Consider the following 18428-nt stretch of genomic DNA (forward strand, 5'->3'; position numbering starts at 1 on the left):
ACGCGGAACAACACGTGATCTACAGCAGTATAGAGATGTGTTGAACGTGTTGTTCCTGCCGCAGAAAGTGCCCACCAATAAATATCAATAAAGCTCGAACAACGTTTCCCGAGCGCTTACTGGAGGTACCATGACCGAAGACGAACAACAGCAGAAAGCCGACGAGGCATACCATGAACGATGGATGGCACAGTATGGATTCGTGCCGCCGCCTGATCCTGAGCATCCAATCACAAAAAAATTTTGGGAGCTAGAGGCGGCATACCATGAATGGCGTGAAGCCTTCCTACTGAGGCGCTTTCAAGACTCCCAAGCAGTGTGGGATGCGATCCGCGACGAGATTCCGCACTAGACGTTCGACAGGAAACTGATCGAGATGGCAGCGGCGCGTGTGCCGCTGCCAAATCAAGGCTTTCTCGTATCAAACCGCCCTTTGTGCCTGCCTAATCCAGCGTGAACGCCCTTTGGTCGAAATCGGTCGGCTCGCTCAGGTAGTCGTCAAGCACGAGGAACGCGCTTCCCAACTCGTTGAGTTTTAAGAGCAGACAATAGCTCTCAACCTCGCCATCGGATGATATCGGCACGATCTCTTCATCCGGTGATTGATACCATTGGTCGAATGGCAGCGTGTATAGCGCGTCGCCATCAGGGTCACGACACAGATAGCACTGGTTCATCCATTCGTTCACGGCTTCCTGCCGATGCACCTCACGATCAAGGAGACATTCGGCCCACGGTAAGAGGTAAGCCAAAACATCTTGGATACCCATGCCCGGCCCGAACACCATAGGCCATGTTTCGGATTTTTCTTCGCAGGAAATCGTAAGCTGAAATCGCGGTAACGACTTGTTAACCCAATCGTCAAAACTGACGCGGACTTCGTATCCCTCATCAGCCAACTCAATCCATCGACGGTCGAGACGCAACGCATTCAGCTTTCGGACATACGGTTCGGGTTGAGTCAACGCTCCAAACGCACGTAACGTTCGCTCAACATCGGAGAAGACGTTTGACTTTGGGACGAGAATCTTCCAGTTTTTCCCCGTACACTCTACTGTGGTCTCCGAGATGTGTTGCCAATACATCAGTTTTGAACCGGGATCGTAAAGAACGATCAAGACGGGCATCGAGTGTCCCGTCCAATACACGACATGTTTGTCATCCGTTCTGAAAACGTAGTCTTGTTCCGTTTCTTCGTCAAAGAAACTCTTTCCCGACTTTATCTGAAGTGCGATTAGCTTCCCGGTCGGCCCACTCTTCTCCACAATTTCGACGTGGGCGTCTATGCCATAGTCGTGCGTCGTTTGCTCTCTAAATAGCCAGCCGTGGCTAGACCGTGTTATGAACTTCGAAGTACTGGCACTGCATGCACGAGCATAAGCATGGCAAAAACAACGAAATGAAGCCCAGCCAATGTTTCAGGTAATCGCTCATAGTCGCGCGCGAGGCGGCGAAAACGGTTGAGCCAGCCAAAGCTGCGCTCGACCACCCAGCGCCGGGGCAGCAGCACGAAGCCTTTTTTCGCTTCCTGCAGTTTGATGACCTGCAGCTCAATGCCCTCATTGCGTGCAGCCTGAGCGGCATCTTCACCTGTGTAGCCCTGATCTGCGAAGGCCACCTTGACCGTCTCTCCCGTAATGTCCTGCACCTGACGCGCGAGTTCGCCTACCTGCGCGCGCTCCTGTTCATTCGCCGGTGTCACATGTACCGCAAGCAAATGTCCCAGCGTATCGACCGCGATATGGACTTTGCTGCCACGCTTGCGTTTGTAGCCGTCATAGCCCGCGCGTGGACCACTCTCGCAAGTGGATTGCATCGTCCGCCCATCCAGAATCACGGCGCTGGGCTGGCCCTGCCGACCTTGCGCAACACGGATGATCGAGCGTAAATCGCAGACCATGTTCTCAAAACAACCTGCCTGCAGCCACCGCTGGGTCTGCTGGTACACCATCTCCCACGCAGGAAAGTTGTTGGGCATCATTCTCCACGGCGCACCGGCACGCACGATCCAGCGTAACGCGTTGAACATTTCGCGCAGTTCGTATTTGCGCTGCGGGGCCGCTTCATCCATCAATGTCAGATACGGCGCCACGAAACTCCACTCTTCGTCGGACACGTCTGTTGGGTAAGGCTTGCGCATTTCTTTTGTCATGCGCCCAGGATACCAGGTTCTACAAAAAGTTCATAACACCGTCTAGAGAAAAAATAATCGAGCGCTGCGACCCCTAGCCTGTCAGTCTGTGCTTTCATCTGGAACTCATCTGATCGTTAGGTACGGTCCATTGTTTGCTCGGGAGGCCTTTTTGCAACCTCTCTCAGTTTCTCCAGCATCGCGCCTATGGTTTCAGCATGAGCGGCCATACCTTGCCCGCCTTCAATCGGTTGGAGATGCAACAGCTCTGGATTTTCGAGGTCAGGGCGAATCATCCGGATGGCGTCACTTCGCGAAACCATCGTGAGGAAACGCTCGCTAACGTTCGGGGTCACACGTAGGTTCGCCGCAATGCGTGCGTTCGCCTCGTCCTCAGACGCACCATCGGCAATCAAGCGCGCGCGGAACTTCTCGATGAGAAACGGCTTGTCCATGTAGCCACCGGGGTATAGGGCGATTCGAACAATGAGTCGTTTTATTTGTTGGCTCAATCGCGCTCGCAAAGCGTACAAGTCATTGCCTTCGAGTTCGCTCATGCGTTGAAACAATCCGTCAATCGATGCGCGAACAGCCGATACGTCAACCGTCGCATTCGCGCGAAGATCATATTTCTGCCGCGCGTCATCCAGTTCGGCTTCGACCGACGTTCGCTCACGCTCCAACTGAACCATGCGAGCTTCAAACTGCTGGAATTTCGCACCCGATTCGATGGCGTCGAGAATGTTGGTCTGCTTTTGCTTGTTGCCTGCAAGAGACGATTCAAGCAGCGCAATATGCGCACTCAGTGCAGAAAGTTCCGATTTGACGGTATCGCGAGTCTGGAGGAAAGCATCGAAGTCTAGCCCCTTGCAGTATGTAAGGACGCTACGTTCGAACTGTGGATACTCCCACGGCACATAGTGGCATCCCTTCCCAGCTTTTGCTCGTGTACATACCAACAACCTTCCTCGCGGCCCATCATGGCCCTTGTTCACGTAAATCATCGTCCCATTGCAGTACCCGCAACGGAGAATGCCAGAGAACAGATTCGAGAAAGTCTCCCCTTTCCGACCTGCGCTGTTCGTGCGGCGCGACAATCGCGCCGCCTTCGCAAGAACGAAGTCCTCGTCTGATACGATTCGTGGAAAATAGTCTGGAGCAGGATCGCCCTCGGGAACGCGCTTGCCGTCAACAATCGTATGCGGTTGGAACTCACCGAGCACCGCGCGGTTATCGAGAATCTTTTTGATGTACGACGCGTGCCATTGGTCGGCAGAACGTGTTCCCCAATTCGGCACGTCCTGCTGGTTCAATCGGCGGGCGATGGTCTCTGAACCGATCCCATCTTTCGACCATTCAAACATGCGTTGAACAAGCTCCACACGATCCGGAACGAGATCATAGGCCGTTCTATCTTCGTTCAGCTTTAGCCATGCAGGGGCAATTTCGGTTAGCTTCGCGTCGCCAATTCTTCCGCGCTTCGCTTTCCAAGCCTCCTTCAAGCGCCGACTTTTCGTTAGCGACTCTTCGTGGGCGCGAGACATAACGACAATCGAAATGATCAGTTCGGTGAATTGCTCATTGATCTTTTCCTTGCTGTATTCCCGGCCATCAGCCAGTGTCACCAGACGAATGCCGCGATTGATGATCGACATGAAGACTTCGAGTGCATCTGTAACCTTCGCCCGCGAAAGCCGGTCGAGCGACTCTACGAGCAGATACGATCCCGGCTCGACAGCACCGGAGTCGATGGCGCGAAGAAAAGCACCGAGTTCGCCGTTCCTGATGTTCGACTTGTCGAATGCCGATACGCCAAGATCTCGATACGTCAGGTTTTCATCAAGAGTCAGCCCGTTGGCTTCGGCGTACTTTCGTGAAAGTTCGGTCTGCCGCCGATCCGAATCGCCCTTCTGTTGTTCGGGTGTCGAAAAGCGGATGTATGAATACGCCTTTGGCGTGGGGGTGGCAGGCACGGGACGGGCGGCAAAAGTAGGGACCGGGCTAATCTATCACAAGGCCAAATGCTATAGCCGCCCGGCTGGGTTCAATTGGCTCGAGGGTGGGTTTATTTGGCCTTATATCCTGATGGTGGGACCGCCGGGCGCCGGCAAGTCGATGCTTGCCGCGCGCCTGCCAGGCTTGCTGCCGCCCATGACCGACGACGAGGCGCTGGCTTCCGCGGCGCTGCTCTCGGCCAGCGCGATCGGCTTCACGCCGCAGCAGTGGAGGCAGCGGCCGTTTCGTGCGCCGCATCACTCGTCGAGCGCCGCCGCGCTGATCGGCGGGCGCAATCCGCCGCAACCGGGCGAGATCACGCTGGCGCACTTAGGGGTCCTGTTCCTCGACGAGTTGACCGAATTCGATCGGCACGTGCTCGAAACGCTGCGCGAGCCGCTCGAAGTGGGCTCGATCACGATCTCGCGCGCCGCCTGGCAAACCGACTTCCCCGCCGCGTGCCAACTCGTTGCCGCCATGAACCCGTGCCCGTGCGGCTGGCGCGGCGATCCCGCCGGGCGTTGCCGCTGCACGCCGGAAAGCGCCGCGCGCTACCTGCGCAAGCTCTCGGGACCGCTGCTGGACCGCATCGACATCCAGATCGAGATTCCGGCGCTGCCGCCCGCCGAACTGGCAGCGCGCTCCAGCATGCACGCCGAGCCGAGCGCCGCGATCGCCGAACGCGTGCAGACCGCGCGCGAGCGCCAACTGGCGCGCCAGGGCAAAACGAATCGTGAATTGAGCGGGCGCGAGACCGACGCGGTCTGCCAGCCGGACGCCGCCGCAGAAACGCTGCTGCGCGAGGCGGGCGAGCGCTTCGGCTGGTCTGCGCGCGCGCACTATCGCGTCCTCAAGGTCGCGCGCACGATTGCCGATCTCGCGGGCGCGCGCATGCCGGATGCCGCGCATGTGGCCGAGGCCGTGCAGTATCGTCGCGTATTTGCCGGGCGTTAGCCCGTATCTCCAGCGAATCTGCAGGGAAGAACCTGGCCGCGTTTCTACAAGCCGGGAATGTGGATAGCGTCAATAAATCGAAGTCAAGACTTGACTTATGCACATATTGTCTTTTTGGGCCCTGTTTCGTGCATGGTTCGCATTACGTTTTGGCTTCTTCCGTAACCCATTGATTCTTCTGGTTTTCTGGATTTGTGGAAAAACATTAAAAACTAACAGAAAGCCCACAGGACGGACGTTTGCGGCTCATGCATCGTGTTTTTCCACAAAGTTACCCACAGCACTTGTGGGTAACCCGTAAACCCTCAATCAAATCCGGCAATTAGCGCATAAACCTCCAGCGCAATCTTCGTTTCGGGGTTCAAATGCCGGCCGCTGCGCCATGCGTTCCGCGCAGTCCAGGTGTTCAGTAAAGCCTGAAAGATCCGAAGAACTGGTCGACCTGCTCGGCTGGCGGCTCGGCGCGCCCGACGATCGCCACCTGGTAGACGCGCGCGCCCTTCGCGACGAGGCGTGCGTGGATCGTGCGCGTCTCGCCATTGGCGCCGGCCTTGCCCGCCATGCGCATCTCCACGCCCTCGACCGAGCCGCCCGCGACAAGCGGCACCGCCACGGGGTGCGCCTCCGGAGCCGCGCTCACGTTGCGCGCGAGGCCCGCGCGCAGGAAGTCGAGCGCTTTTTGCTGCGTCGCGGGCTGCGCGTCCGGCAGTTCGAGCGTGCCGACCACGAACACGTCGCCGGCGACTTCGGCCGTTTGCACGCGCATGCGCATCGGCGCGCCGTTCACGTCGATGCTGCGCTCGTCCTTGTCGGGCTTGGCGGGCAGATCGACGGTATAGCCACCGTCATCGTTCGAGATCGTGCGCCAGTCGTAAGCAGGCGAACAGGCGGCCAGCGCGAACGCCGTTGCGAGCACACCCAGCGTCGGCGCGCGAACACGAACGAAGGCGCGCACAGAAGCGTTCAACCCGCTCAACGGAAGGCGGAAACGGCGAAGCTTGGCTAAGACCATGAGACGCGGATCGTCACGAGAGTGAAAGGTGCGCGTCATTATCCGTCGGCGTGCGCCCGGATGTCGTGCCGCAACCGCTATGCCGGGAAATTCGGCGCTACAATTATCCGGCTCCATACCCGCGCCCTTCGGCGCACGAGGCGAGGCTCATGACCGCAGCATCCCCGAACTCTTCAAACGCACGTTCCGGCGCGATCCGCCGCATCGGCGCGGCGGTCGTCGTGGTCGCGATCGCCATGGCCGGCTACTTCGCATTCTTCGGCAGCCAGCAGCGCGTGCCCGACGCGACCTTCACGCTGCTGTCCGGCCAGAAGGTCTCCACGAGCGATCTCAAGGGCAAGGTCTATCTCGTCAACTTCTGGGCCACGAGCTGCTCCACCTGCATGCAGGAAATGCCGCAGATGATCCAGACCTATAATCGCTTCAAGGGCGAAGGTCTCGAGTTCGTGGCCGTGGCGATGAACTACGACGCGCCGATGTATGTCGCCAACTATGCGCAAACGCGTCAGTTGCCGTTCAAGGTAGCGATGGACGACGGCTCGGCGGCGAGGCAGTTCGGCAACGTCCAGCTTACGCCGACCACGTTCGTGATCGGCCGCGACGGCAAGATCCTCAAGCGCTACGTGGGCGAGCCGCAGTTCGCGGAACTCGACCAGTTGCTGCAAAAGGCGCTTGCGACCTGACGCGCGGCTCGTAGCCAACAAAAAAAGCAGCGGAAACCCCGCTGCTTTTTTTTGCGCCTGCTTGCGCCGGCTTGTACCTTGGCGCGCCGCCGCCTCTAAGCTTCGCCGCGCGCCACGAGCCCGTAACGGCGAATCTTCTCGTACAGCGTAGCCTTCGCCATCTGCAGCCGCTCGGCGGCCTGGGCGACGGTGCCATTGCTCTGCTGCAAGGCGTCGGCGATCAGCGCGCGTTCGTACTGCTCCACGCGCTCCTTGAGCGGCAGCGCGTCGTCGGCACCGCCCGTCGCGCTCGCCGAAAGATCGTCGGGAATCCCGAGCACCCGGCGGTCCGCCGCATTGCGCAACTCGCGCACGTTGCCCGGCCAGTCACGTTGCGCGAGGCGCATGCGGTCGCGCTCGGTGAGGAGCGGCGCGGGCCGCTGGTAGCGCACCGCCGCATCGAGCAGGAAATGCTCGAAGAGCGGCACGATGTCCTCGCGGCGCTCCGCCAGCGGCGGCAGCGCGATCGTCACGACGTTCAGCCGGTAGAGCAGGTCGCGCCGGAAGGTCCCCGCTGCGACGAGCTCGCTCATGTCGCCCTTGGCCGCCGCAACCACGCGCAGATCGGCCCGCACCGGCTGGTTCGAGCCTAGCCGCTCCAGCACGCCGTCCTGCAGCACGCGCAGCAACTTCACCTGCAAGGAAAGCGGCATGCTCTCGACCTCGTCGAGAAAGAGCGTGCCGCCGCTCGCGTGCTCGAGCCTGCCGATCCGGCGTTTGGCCGCGCCCGTGAACGCGCCGGCCTCGTAGCCGAACATCTCCGACTCGAACATCGGCTCGGGCAGCGCACCGCAGTTCACGGCGACGAACGGCTTGTCATGCCGGGCAGAAAGCTCGTGCAGGCTGCGCGCGATCAGTTCCTTGCCGGCGCCGGTGTCGCCGTTGATCAGCACCGAGGCATCCGTCGGCGCGACGTTCGCAATGAGACGGCGCACCTGCTCGATCGCCGGGCTCTTGCCGATGATGCGCGGCGCGAGCGCGCTCTGCCCCGCCAGCTCGCGGCGCAGCGCAAGGTTTTCGAGCATCAGCAGGCGCCGCTCCAGCGCGCGCCGCACCGTTTCGATGAGGCGCTCGGAGGCGAACGGCTTTTCGATGAAATCGTAAGCGCCGTCGCGCATGGCCTGCACCGCCATCGAGATGTCGCCGTGGCCCGTCACGAGGATGATGGGCACGTCGGGCGCGCGCTCGTGACACTGCGCGAGCAGATCGAGGCCGCTGATGCCAGGCAGGCGGATGTCGCTCACCACGACGCCCGCGAATTCGGCGTCGATTAGCGGCAGCGCCGCTTCGGCGTTCGCGAAGCCCACGGCGTCGAAGCCGGCGAGCTGGAGGCTCTGCACGCCGGCGCGGCGCACCAGTTCGTCATCCTCTACATAAAGCACCCGGCCGGGCGTGGTGTTCACCATTCGTTCGTCATCCTGATTCATGTGCGATCACGACCCGGCAACCTGCGCCGCGCTCGCGGCGTCCGCGCGAGCGCGGCGCAACGTCAGCACGAAGCGCGCGCCGCCCTCCGGTTCGTTGCCCGCAGTGAGCGCGCCGCCGCAGTCGCGGGCGATCGACGAGGAAATCGCAAGGCCGAGGCCGAGCCCCTGCCCCATCTCCTTCGTCGTGAAGAACGGCTCGAAGAGACGCGGCAGCACGTCCTCGGGAATGCCGGGACCATTGTCGCGCACGGCGATGGCAAGCGTCGCGGCGCTCGCCTGCACGTCGATCGCGATGCATGGCGACGGCGCGCCCGCCACGGCGTCGAGCGCATTGCCGAACAGATTGATGAGCACCTGTTCGAGCCGCAGGTCGTCGCTCTGCGCAACGAGATCGGGATGCTCAGCGTGGATGTCGAGCGGCACGGGCGGCACGCCGTCCTCGGCGAGCGTGAGAGTCACGCGCACGCCGTCGAGCCGCTTGCCGAGCAACGCCAGCGAGTTGCGCAGCGCCCGCGCAACCGGGGCGCGCGCGCTCTTCGGCCGCGCGCGCCCGACGAACAGCTTGAGCTGGTTGACGATCTTGCCCATGCGCTCGGTGAGCGAGGCGATCGCCTCCAGGTTGTCGGTCGCCGCCGCGTACTGGCCGCGCTCGAGAAAGACGCGCGTGTTGTCCGAGAAGCTGCGCAGCGCCGCGAGCGGCTGGTTCAGCTCATGCGTGATGCCGGCCGCCATCTGTCCGAGCGCGGCGAGCTTGCTCGCCTGGATCAGTTCGTCCTGGGTCGCGCGCAGCACGCTTTCCGCGCGCGTGCGCTCCGCCACCTCGCGCTGCAGGCGCTCGTTCGCCTGCGAGAGGTCGGCGGTGCGCTCGGCCACGCGCTCGTTGAGCATCGCGTAGGCCTTTTGCAGCATCGCGCGGCTACGCATCACCTCCCTCACGCGCGCGCGCCGCATGCGCCAGTAGAAGCCGAACAGGCAGAGCGAAACGTAGCCGAAGCCCGTCATGATGGTCGCGTTGCGCGAGGCCACCAGCACAGGATCGATCGACGACATCGTGACGAGACGCCAGTCGGGCTCGCCCAGCGAGCGGCGCGTTTCCAGGTAGCGCGGCGCGCGGATGCCGGCGCCCATGCGCACGATGTCGGCGTCGCCCTGCAGCACGCGCTCGACGCTGGCCGGCAAAGGCGCGATCGGCTCGCTCGCGTACTGGCGCGTCGCGTCGATCGAGGCGATCACGGCCGGCGGCAGCGGGCGCACCGTGCGGTACTTCCACGCGGGCACCGAGGAAAGAAAGATCACGCCGTGGTCGTCGGTGACGAGCAGCGGCTCGGACGCATCGGTGCCCGGAAACCATTCGAGATTGAGCTTGACCACGGCCACGCCGACGATCCTGCCGTTGCGCCGCACGGGCTGCGACACGTAGTAGCCGGGGTCGTGCGAGATCGTGCCGATGCCGAAGAAGCGGCCGACGCCGCCCTTCACCGCATCGATGAAATACGGCCGGAAGCGGTAGTCCACGCCGACGAAGCTGTCGGGATCGCGCCAGTTGCTGGCCGCGACGCTCATGCCGTCGGCGCGGATGATGTAGGTCGTCGTGGCGCGCGCGTGGCGGTTCACGTCTTCGAGATAACGGTTCGCGGCGGCCACCCATTCGGGTCTCGGATCGACCAGCACGTCTTGCACGAGCGGATGCTCGCCGACGATGTAAGGCAGCGAGTCGTAACGCTCCAGCGTGCTCTTGAGCGAGGCCGCCGTGCGATCGCCGCGCACGGCGGCGTTGCGGCGCAGCGCGTCGATGCCGGTCTGCCATGTGAGCGCCCACGTGAGCGCGCAGACCGCGACGAGCCCGGCGGCGAGCGCGAAGAGGATGATGAGGCGGCGCGTCACGTGAGCGGCTTCCAGGCAGTCGATGGGAAATGAAGGAGATTGTGGCACACGCGCAGCGGGTCGCGTCCGGGGTGAACGCGGGGCATCGGGTGCGCCTGGACGGCACCCTGGCGACATCGGCGGCAGCGTCTGGACAAGCAAAAACGGGCGGCGCGGACGCAGGGGAAACGGCGCGCCGCCCACGGCCGGAGCCGCAAAACGACGAAACTGATATCGGGATCCAGGCGGGGGCATCTGCGCCCGCCGCCCGCCGCGCGGCTTACACGCGCGCGCCTTCCTTCACCTCTTCGACCTCGCCCGAGAGCACGGCGCGCAGCTTGTTGCGGTCGAGCTCTTTCTCCCACGCCGAGACCACGACCGTCGCCACGCCGTTGCCGACGATGTTCGTGAGCGCGCGGCACTCGCTCATGAAGCGGTCGATGCCGAGGATCAGCACCATGCCCGAGAGCGGGATGGTCGGCACCACCGCGAGCGTCGCCGCGAGCGTGATGAAGCCTGCGCCGGTCACGCCGCTCGCGCCCTTCGAGGTGAGCATCGTCACCGCGAGCAGCGTGAGCTGCTGCGTCCACGTGAGGTCGGTGTTGGTCGCCTGGGCGATGAAGAGCACCGCCATCGTCATATAAATGTTGGTGCCGTCGAGGTTGAACGAATAGCCGGTCGGCACCACGAGGCCCACCACCGAGCGCGAACAGCCGAGGCGTTCGAGCTTCTGCATCAGTTGCGGCAGCGCCGATTCCGACGAGCTCGTGCCGAGCACGATCAGCAGCTCTTCCTTGATGTAGGAAACGAAGCGGATGATCGAGAAGCCCGTGAAGCGCGCGATCGCGCCGAGCACGACGAGCACGAACACGATCGACGTGAGGTAGAACGTGCCGATGAGCTTGAGCATCGGAATGAGCGAGCCCACGCCGTACTTGCCGATGGTGAACGCCATCGCGCCGAACGCGCCGATGGGCGCGAGCTTCGTGACGATCTTGACGACGCCGAACAGCACGCTCGACACGCTCTCGATGAAGTCGGTCACCACGCGGCCGCGCTCGCCGATCTGCGCGAGCACCGAGCCGAACAGCAGCGCGACGAGCAGGATCTGCAGGATTTCGCCCTGCGCGAAGGCCGACGTGATCGTGTCGGGAATGATGTGCATCAGGAAGTCGACGCTGCTCTGGCCGTGCGCCTTCTCTGCGTAGCTCGCCACGGCCTTGGCGTCGAGCGTGTGCACGTCGACGTTGAAGCCCGCGCCGGGTTTCAGCACGTGCGTGGCGATGAGACCGAGCACGAGCGCGAAGGTCGAGACGATCTCGAAATAGAGCAGCGCCTTGCCGCCCACGCGGCCCACCTTCTTCATGTCCTCCATGCCGGCGATGCCGGTCACGACGGTACAGAAGATGATCGGCCCGATCACCATCTTGATGAGCTTGATGAAGGCGTCGCCGAGCGGCTTCATGTCGATGCCGATGGCGGGCCAGTAATGGCCGAGCACCACGCCGACGACGATCGCCACGATCACCTGGAAGTAAAGGACTTTGTGGAGAGGTTTCTTCACGATGGTTCCTGCGAATGAGTTAAGCCAATGGCCGGAACGAAGCGGGTTCGGGCCGCGACAGGACGAAACTGGGGATCAGCGAAACCGGAAGATGGGATCGGACATCGGCTGTCTCCTTGCTTTTTTATGTCGCGGCCGGGGGGCGGCCGCGCGTTTTCTGTTTGCAAGGTCGATGCCAGCGCGCCGGGACGCTCACACGATTGATTTATAAGGATTTTTATCAGGCGAGCGCAGGCGCGAATCTGGTTTTCCAGAATCGCGCCTCATGGGTGTTCGGATTTCCAGAAACGGCGGCGCGCCCGCCGGTCAGCCCCGCCCTTTCCACGGCACGAGCCGCCGCTCCAGCGCGCGCATGCCCAGATCGAAGCCCCAGGCGATCAGCCCGATCAGCACGATGCCCATCACCACGACGTCGGTGCGCAGGAAGCTCGACGCGTTGAGCACCATCTGACCGAGGCCCGCCGTGGCGGCGACCATCTCCGCGGCCACGAGCGTCGTCCAGCCGAAACCGATGGCGATGCGCAGCCCCGTGAGTATCTCCGGCAGCGCGGCAGGCAGCACGACGAAGCGCACGATCTGCGCGAAGCTGCCGCCGAGCGACGCCGCCGCGCGAATCTGTTCGACGCTCGCGCTCTTCGCGCCGGCGCGCGCGGCCATGGCGATGGGCGCGAAGCAGGCGAGCCAGATGACGACGATCTTGGCCGTCTCGTCGATGCCGAACCAGATCACCACGAGCGGCAGATAGGCGAGCGGCGGCAGCGGGCGGTAGAACTCCAGCGGCGGATCGAGCAGGCCCCGCGCGATGCGCGACACGCCCATCAGGATGCCGACGGGAACCGCCGTCACCACCGCGAGCAGGAATGCGCCGAACACGCGCAGCGCGCTCCACAACAGATGTTCGGAAAGCGGCAGCCCGCCCTGGATGCGGCCGTGCCAGGCGTCGGCGAAGGCTTGCCAGACGGCCTCGGGCGTCGGCAGAAAGAGCGGCGGCAGCCAGTGCAGATGCGTGGCAAGCCACCAGAGCAGCGCGAGCGCCGCCACGGAGACCGCGCTCAGCGCCGCCGTCGGCCCTTCGCCGGGCATGCGCCAGACCGCCGAGCGCTTCGTTTGCGCGTGGCCGGCCGGTATCGCACGATGCGCCTTCAACGCAACCTCTCCCAACGACTCTTGCGGCACGCTCATGCCAGCCCCTCATGTGCGGCGAGTGCGCGCTCGCCGGCGTCCGCGTGCAGCAAATCGACGAGCTGCTCGCGCCACGCGATGAACTCCGCCGACGACTTCACCGCACGCGCATCGCGCGTGGCGAGATACTGCCGCGCGAACGGCACCTCGTATTCGCGCTCGATGCGGCCAGGCCCCGGCGTCATGACCACGATGCGCGTCGCGAGAAAAAGCGCCTCCTCCACGCTGTGCGTGATGAAGAACACCGTCTTCTTCGTGCGCGCCCAGACGTCGAGCACGAGCGTCTGCACCTGTTCGCGCGTCATGGCGTCGAGCGCGCCCATCGGCTCGTCCATCAGGAGGATCCGCGGATCGCTCGCGAGCGCGCGTGCAATGCCCACGCGCTGCTGCATGCCGCCCGAAAGCGCATAGACGCGCTCGCGCGCCTGCGCCTCCAGCCCCACGAGCGCGAGCTGCTCGCGCGCAATGCGCTCGCGCTCGGCTTTCGGCACCCGCCGAAAGCGCAGGCCGAGCGCGACGTTCTCCAGCACGTCGAGCCACAGCAGCAGCGCATGCTTCTGGAACACGACGCCGCGCTCGGCGCCCGGCCCTTCGACGCGCGCGCCGTTCACGCGCACCTCGCCCTGCGCAGGCTCGATGAAGCCCGCGATGCAGTTGAGCAACGTGGTTTTGCCGCAGCCCGATGCGCCAAGCGCCACGACGAACTCGCCGCTCGCCACGTCGAGGTTCACGTTCGCGAGCGCCACGTTCGGCGGCGCACCGCGTTGTGCGCCTTCGTAAATGACGGTGAGATCGCGGATCGAGAGCGCGCTCATGCGAGACTCCTCATGCCCGGTGCGGCTCAATGCGAAGCGGCGCGCTGCACGTACTGCGGATCGACGCCCACCGAGTAATCGGGCAGCACGTTCTGGATCGTGCCCTGCTGCTTGAGGAAGGTCGCCGTCGCGAGCAGCGACTGCGCTGCGCCCGACTGCGCGCCGCCGCCCAGCCACTGTTTCGAAGCCTGCTCGGCGGGCGTCGGGAACGCATAGAGCGCGAGACTCGCGGGTACCTCGTCGGCATTCGCGCCCGACTCCTTCGCCACGGCCTGAACCTGCGCCGAGGCCGCGTTCCACGCGCTTCGATGCGCGCTGTAATCGGCGTCGGCGGCGGCGAGCACCTTCACGAACTTCGCGACGAACTCGCCGTTGTCCTTCGCGAAGCGCTTGTCGACCACGAAGCCGTCGAAGGTCGCCTTGCCCGTGGCCTTCGCCACCTGGCCCGAGGTAATCAGCACCTTGCCGTTCTTCTTCACCTGCGCGAGCACCGGGTCCCAGATGTAGGTCGCGTCGATGTTGCCGCGCTGCCAGGCCGCCGCGACCTCGGGCGGACGCAGATTGACGATCTTCACGTCGGCGGGATTCACGCCCGCGTTCTGCAGCGCGACGAGCGCGTGAAAGTGCGAGGTCGAGACGTACGGCACGCCGATCGTCTTGCCCTTGAGGCCCGCGACGCTCGTCACGCCCGAACCGTCGCGCGCGACGAGCGCCTCGGCGTCGTTGATGTTGTCGAGGATCCAGAAGAGCGAGAGGTCCACGCCCTGCGAGAGGCCCGCGGCGATCGGGCTCGAACCGGCCTCGCCGAGCTGCACCGAGCCCGAGGCCAGCGCGCGGATCACGTCGGCGCCGCTCGCGAGCTTGCGGTAGGTGACCTTGTAGCCGGTCTCCTTCTCGACTTCGCCGGTCGCCTGCGCATAACGCCACGGCACCACCATGTCTTGATACGCGATCACGACCTCACGCGTTTCGGCATGCGCGCGCGGCGCGCCGAACGCGGCGGCAAGGCAGGCGGCGGCGAATGCGACGGCGGCGATGCGCGGGCGGCGGGCGAAAGCGGGAAGAGCGCGTGGGTTCATCGAGAGACTCCGGCGGAACGACGTTCGAGTGAATGAAGGTTCCGACTATAGGGAGTCTGGCGGCGGGCGGTTCTAATTTATCCGCGATAGCTAATGACGCCGCTGAAGCATTGCTTTTCATGCAGGACCGGATGGCGAGCGATGGATCGGCGGCTCACGCCGCTCGAGGGCGGCGCAAAACGAAAAGCCCGCTTTTCAGCGGGCTTTTCGTTGCGTGCATGCGGGAAGCGCGAGGCTCAAACCACCCCGGCCCCATGCGCCTGCAGATCGGCGTGATAGCTCGAACGCACCATCGCGCCGACGGCCGCGTGCGTGAAGCCCATCTTGTACGCCTCTTCCTCGTACATCTTGAAGGTGTCGGGATGCACGTAGGCGCGCACCGGCAGATGGTGCTCCGAAGGCTGGAGGTACTGGCCGATCGTCAGCATGTCGACGTCGTGCGCGCGCAGGTCGCGCATCACCTGAAGGATTTCCTCTTCGGTTTCGCCAAGGCCCACCATCAGCCCCGACTTCGTCGCGACTTCGGGATGCAGCGCCTTGAAGTCCTTGAGCAGCTTGAGCGAGTGCGCGTAGTCCGAACCCGGGCGCGCTTCCTTGTAGAGACGCGGCACCGTTTCGAGGTTGTGGTTCATGACGTCGGGCGGCGCGGCGTTGAGGATCTGCAGCGCGCGATCGAGGCGCCCGCGGAAATCGGGCGTGAGGATCTCGATGCGGGTTTGCGGCGACTGCTCGCGCACCTGGCGGATGCACTCCACGAAGTGCCCGGCGCCGCCGTCGCGCAGGTCGTCGCGGTCCACGCTCGTAATCACGACGTACTTGAGCTTGAGCGCGCCGATGGTGCGCGCGAGATTTGCCGGCTCGTCCGCGTCGAGCGGATCGGGACGGCCGTGGCCGACGTCGCAGAACGGGCAGCGGCGCGTGCATTTGTCGCCCATGATCATGAACGTCGCGGTGCCCTTGCCGAAGCATTCGCCGATGTTCGGGCAGCTCGCTTCCTCGCAGACCGTGTGCAGGTTGTGCTCGCGCAGGATGTTCTTGATTTCGTAGAAGCGCGAATTGCCCGTGGCCGCCTTCACGCGGATCCATTCGGGCTTCTTGAGCTTCTCGATGGGAATGACCTTGATCGGAATGCGCGAGGTCTTGGCCTGCGCCTTCTGTTTTGCGGTGGCGTCGTAGGGAACGCCGTCGACGGCGCTGGTGGCCGGATTCGCGGCGGGGTTCGCAGTTGCGTCAGTCATGCTTTCGATCCAGTCAGGCCGCCGGTGCAACGCCAGCCTGCGGTTGCGGCGGTTGCCCGCCTGGGGCTGCGTGTGCAGCCGGGTCCACTGCAGCCGCTTCGGCTGAAGGGTCTGTGGCAGCCGCTTCGGCCACCGAAAGAATTGTTGCGGCGTGCGCGGCGAGATTCGCCTCGAGCCGCGCTGCCAGCGTGGCGGCCACGTCGCGCCAGCCCGCCTCTGCGCCGAGCGTCGCCATGTCGACGGTTTCGAGGCCCGCGTAGCCGCACGGGTTGATCGCGAGAAACGGGCTCAGATCCATCGACACGTTCAGACTCACGCCGTGATAGCTGCAGCCGTTGCGGATCTTCAGGCCGAGGGCGGCGACTTTCGCGCCCGCGTGCGGCGCGCTCGCGCCGGTCGCCTCTTGCGGCACGTAGATACCGGGCGCGCCGGCCTTGCGCTCGCCGGCGAGATTATACGCCGCCAGCGTTTCGATCACGGCGCTCTCGATGAGCGTGACGAGCTCGCGCACCATCAGCTTCCTGCGCCGCAAGTCGAGCAGCAGATACGCCACCACCTGCCCCGGCCCGTGATAGGTGATCTGCCCCCCGCGATCGATCTGCACAAGCGGAATGCCGCTGTCGGCCACGAGCAGATGCTCCGGTTTGCCGGCCTGGCCGAGCGTGAACACGGGCGGATGCTCGACGAGCCAGATTTCGTCGGGGGTATTGGCGTCGCGGGCGGCCGTGAACTCGCGCATGGCGTCGAAGCTCGTTTGATACGCCTCGTTACCGCGCCAGCGCACGACGACGGCAGTTGCCTCCTGGGATGCGACCTCGACTACGCCGGGGTCGGAAGGGATTTGCTGGGATGAAACCGGGGTGGCGCACATGATTTCGGGAGTTTACCGAATTCGGGACGAGCGCGCCGGGCACGCTGCGCATAATGGCGGCGGGTGTGCCTCCCGCCGCCGTTATGCGCCGTTATCGAACGCCGGCTTGCGCCGTCAAACGGTCCGCCAGCCGTCGCCGATGTGGACGCCCGCGCGCTGCGCCACGCGCGCGCCCCAATCGACCACGCGCTCGCCGAGCCGCGACGGCGCCGCGAACGCCACCCAGGCCGGCGCCCCACCTTCCGCGCCGATCCATAGCCGCTCGCCGCGCCGCAGGCGCAGCGTGTGCCCGGGCTCCAGCCAGTAATCGGCGGTGTCGTCGCTGCGCGTGACCCAGACGGTGCCGCACCGGACGGTCAGCCGCGTGCTGCGCGCCACGCGCACCGATGCGGTCTGATTGACTGCCACTTCAAACGTGATATCCGAAGAAATTTCTCTCATTTTTGCCTCCGAACGACCTGCTCTGATGGCTACAATCGTAGACACCATAAGGGATCGGGCAAAACGATCAATTTTCACGGCTATGTGAGAAAAAATACGATATGGACTTGCGTCAGCTACCCGCGCTGAATGCGCTCAAGGCCTTCGAGGCCGCCGCCCGCCACGAAAGCTTCTCGCGCGCAGCCGACGAGCTCTTCGTCACGCACGGCGCCGTGAGCCACCAGATCCGCGCGCTCGAAGCCGAGCTCGGCGTGGCGCTTTTCGCGCGCGACGGCAAGCGCGTGCGCGTGACCGACACCGGGCGCCGCTACGCCGCCCAGGTGCGCGACGCGCTCAACCAGCTTGCGCACGCCACCCAGGAAATCCGTGCTGGCGACCGCGACCGGCGCCTCGTCGTCTCGATGCTGTCGTCGTTTGCCGCGCGCTGGGTCACGCCGCGCATCGGCCGCTTTATCGAGGCGCATCCGCAGTGGGACGTCGAGCTGCAATCCACGAATTCGCTCACCGATTTCGCACGCGACGATGTCGACGTGGCCATCCGCTTCGGCTACGGGCACTATCCCGGCCTGCACGCCGAGTTGCTGCTCGACGAAATCTTCTTCCCCGCCTGCTCGCCCGATTTCAACGGCGGCGTGCTGCCCACCGACCCGCGCGAACTCGCGAAGCTACCGCTCCTGCGCTCCGACGACGAGCTCTGGCGCCCCTGGTTCGACGCGGCCAGTCTTCAGGATCTGCCCGAACCGAAGCGCGGCGTGCTCTACCAGGACTCGTCGAACCTGCTGCAGGCGGCCATGGACGGCCAGGGCATCGCGCTCGTGCGCCGCTCGCTCGCCATGCACGAGATCACGCTCGGCCGACTCGTGCGCCTTTTCAAGGACGTCGATGGGCCGAGCCCGTGGCGCTACTACTTCATCTGCCCGCCGCAGCGCATGCAGACCGAGCGCGTGCAGGCGTTCCGCGACTGGGTATTCGACGAGGTCGCGCGCTTTCGGCGGCTTTACGAGGACGCCTGCGAGGCGGGCCCGCTGATGACGGCCGCCGCCGCGGCGCAACGGGCGCGCGTGGGCGACATGCCCTGAAAGGCCGCCGATCGCGGATGCGGCAAGGGCCGCTCGTTGCGGCCCTTGCCGTTCG

The 18428-nt window shown here is 64.2% G+C and carries 15 protein-coding genes and 2 pseudogenes; 4 read left to right on the top strand and 13 right to left on the bottom strand.

The window, feature by feature from the left end; all coding sequences use genetic code 11:
* The first annotated feature begins 130 nt into the window (after window positions 1-130).
* Complete coding sequence (locus BLU17_RS01880) at window positions 131-352, top strand: hypothetical protein (protein ID WP_091993641.1); 222 nt, start codon at window positions 131-133, stop codon at window positions 350-352.
* 91 nt (window positions 353-443) lie between these two features.
* Here BLU17_RS01880 and BLU17_RS01885 read toward each other — a convergent pair whose 3' ends face one another.
* The 3 genes from BLU17_RS01885 to BLU17_RS01895 all read right to left on the bottom strand — a co-directional run bounded on the left by BLU17_RS01885 (window position 444) and on the right by BLU17_RS01895 (window position 4104).
* Window positions 444-1415, bottom strand: a complete 972-nt coding sequence (locus BLU17_RS01885) for a DUF4365 domain-containing protein (protein ID WP_218136989.1) — start codon at window positions 1413-1415, stop codon at window positions 444-446.
* Entirely contained in the window at window positions 1340-2140 is an 801-nt protein-coding gene (locus BLU17_RS01890; RefSeq protein WP_007583990.1) for an IS5 family transposase, read from the bottom strand. The genes BLU17_RS01885 and BLU17_RS01890 overlap by 76 nt, the downstream gene beginning before the upstream one ends.
* Before the next feature lie 128 nt (window positions 2141-2268).
* Complete coding sequence (locus BLU17_RS01895; RefSeq protein WP_091993647.1) at window positions 2269-4104, bottom strand: recombinase family protein; 1836 nt, start codon at window positions 4102-4104, stop codon at window positions 2269-2271.
* Window positions 4105-4207: 103 nt separating this feature from the next.
* Here BLU17_RS01895 and BLU17_RS01900 point away from each other — a divergent pair.
* Window positions 4208-5080: pseudogene (locus BLU17_RS01900) on the top strand (YifB family Mg chelatase-like AAA ATPase); the annotation flags it as partial.
* 406 nt (window positions 5081-5486) lie between these two features.
* Here the strand turns inward: BLU17_RS01900 and BLU17_RS01905 are convergent.
* A complete protein-coding gene (locus tag BLU17_RS01905) occupies window positions 5487-6047 on the bottom strand; it encodes a hypothetical protein (RefSeq protein ID WP_245746682.1) in 561 nt (186 codons plus the stop codon).
* A gap of 281 nt (window positions 6048-6328) precedes the next feature.
* Here BLU17_RS01905 and BLU17_RS01910 point away from each other — a divergent pair, with 281 nt between their 5' ends.
* Window positions 6329-6775, top strand: coding sequence for a TlpA disulfide reductase family protein (locus tag BLU17_RS01910; protein WP_425434055.1), 447 nt, complete (start codon window positions 6329-6331; stop codon window positions 6773-6775).
* 95 nt (window positions 6776-6870) lie between these two features.
* Here BLU17_RS01910 and BLU17_RS01915 read toward each other — a convergent pair whose 3' ends face one another.
* From BLU17_RS01915 to BLU17_RS01955, 9 genes and pseudogenes are all read right to left on the bottom strand, one after another.
* Complete coding sequence (locus BLU17_RS01915) at window positions 6871-8241, bottom strand: sigma-54-dependent transcriptional regulator (protein WP_176928886.1); 1371 nt, start codon at window positions 8239-8241, stop codon at window positions 6871-6873.
* A 6-nt stretch (window positions 8242-8247) separates the two neighbouring features.
* Complete coding sequence (locus tag BLU17_RS01920; RefSeq protein WP_091994187.1) at window positions 8248-10242, bottom strand: sensor histidine kinase; 1995 nt, start codon at window positions 10240-10242, stop codon at window positions 8248-8250.
* Between the two features lie 142 nt (window positions 10243-10384).
* A complete protein-coding gene (locus tag BLU17_RS01925) occupies window positions 10385-11671 on the bottom strand; it encodes a dicarboxylate/amino acid:cation symporter (protein ID WP_176928896.1) in 1287 nt (428 codons plus the stop codon).
* A 303-nt stretch (window positions 11672-11974) separates the two neighbouring features.
* On the bottom strand, window positions 11975-12850 hold the full coding sequence (locus BLU17_RS01930; protein WP_091993656.1) for an ABC transporter permease subunit: 876 nt from the start codon (window positions 12848-12850) through the stop codon (window positions 11975-11977).
* A complete protein-coding gene (locus BLU17_RS01935; protein WP_091993659.1) occupies window positions 12847-13665 on the bottom strand; it encodes a taurine ABC transporter ATP-binding protein in 819 nt (272 codons plus the stop codon). Before BLU17_RS01935 ends, BLU17_RS01930 begins: the two co-directional genes overlap by 4 nt.
* 26 nt (window positions 13666-13691) lie before the next feature.
* A complete protein-coding gene (gene tauA / locus BLU17_RS01940) occupies window positions 13692-14744 on the bottom strand; it encodes a taurine ABC transporter substrate-binding protein (RefSeq protein WP_091993662.1) in 1053 nt (350 codons plus the stop codon).
* Window positions 14745-14980: 236 nt separating this feature from the next.
* The gene (lipA, locus tag BLU17_RS01945; protein ID WP_091993665.1) at window positions 14981-15982 is read right to left on the bottom strand and encodes a lipoyl synthase; all 1002 of its coding nucleotides are present in this window, start codon (window positions 15980-15982) and stop codon (window positions 14981-14983) included.
* Between the two features lie 112 nt (window positions 15983-16094).
* A pseudogene (gene lipB, locus BLU17_RS01950) lies at window positions 16095-16853 on the bottom strand (lipoyl(octanoyl) transferase LipB); the annotation flags it as partial.
* Between the two features lie 114 nt (window positions 16854-16967).
* Window positions 16968-17294 carry a DUF2917 domain-containing protein gene (locus BLU17_RS01955; protein WP_091993671.1) on the bottom strand — a complete coding sequence of 109 codons (327 nt, stop codon included), beginning with the start codon at window positions 17292-17294 and terminating at the stop codon, window positions 16968-16970.
* A gap of 101 nt (window positions 17295-17395) precedes the next feature.
* On the opposite strand from BLU17_RS01955, the gene BLU17_RS01960 reads away from it, so the two are divergent.
* Window positions 17396-18373 carry a transcriptional regulator GcvA gene (locus BLU17_RS01960; protein ID WP_091993674.1) on the top strand — a complete coding sequence of 326 codons (978 nt, stop codon included), beginning with the start codon at window positions 17396-17398 and terminating at the stop codon, window positions 18371-18373.
* Window positions 18374-18428 lie beyond the last annotated feature (55 nt).

Origin of the sequence: Paraburkholderia lycopersici, assembly GCF_900096975.1 — a bacterium.
In the GTDB taxonomy this organism is placed as follows: domain Bacteria; phylum Pseudomonadota; class Gammaproteobacteria; order Burkholderiales; family Burkholderiaceae; genus Paraburkholderia; species Paraburkholderia lycopersici.

Coding starts and splice junctions, on each gene's coding strand:
- BLU17_RS01880 (WP_091993641.1), top strand. CDS start 131: ATGACCGAAGACGAACAACAGCAGAAAGCCGACGAGGCATACCATGAA.
- BLU17_RS01890 (WP_007583990.1), bottom strand. CDS start 2,140: ATGCGCAAGCCTTACCCAACAGACGTGTCCGACGAAGAGTGGAGTTTC.
- BLU17_RS01910 (WP_425434055.1), top strand. CDS start 6,329: ATGGCCGGCTACTTCGCATTCTTCGGCAGCCAGCAGCGCGTGCCCGAC.
- BLU17_RS01915 (WP_176928886.1), bottom strand. CDS start 8,241: ATGAATCAGGATGACGAACGAATGGTGAACACCACGCCCGGCCGGGTG.
- BLU17_RS01920 (WP_091994187.1), bottom strand. CDS start 10,242: ATGTCGCCAGGGTGCCGTCCAGGCGCACCCGATGCCCCGCGTTCACCC.
- BLU17_RS01930 (WP_091993656.1), bottom strand. CDS start 12,850: ATGAGCGTGCCGCAAGAGTCGTTGGGAGAGGTTGCGTTGAAGGCGCAT.
- BLU17_RS01935 (WP_091993659.1), bottom strand. CDS start 13,665: ATGAGCGCGCTCTCGATCCGCGATCTCACCGTCATTTACGAAGGCGCA.
- tauA (WP_091993662.1), bottom strand. CDS start 14,744: ATGAACCCACGCGCTCTTCCCGCTTTCGCCCGCCGCCCGCGCATCGCC.
- lipA (WP_091993665.1), bottom strand. CDS start 15,982: ATGACTGACGCAACTGCGAACCCCGCCGCGAATCCGGCCACCAGCGCC.
- BLU17_RS01955 (WP_091993671.1), bottom strand. CDS start 17,294: ATGAGAGAAATTTCTTCGGATATCACGTTTGAAGTGGCAGTCAATCAG.
- BLU17_RS01960 (WP_091993674.1), top strand. CDS start 17,396: ATGGACTTGCGTCAGCTACCCGCGCTGAATGCGCTCAAGGCCTTCGAG.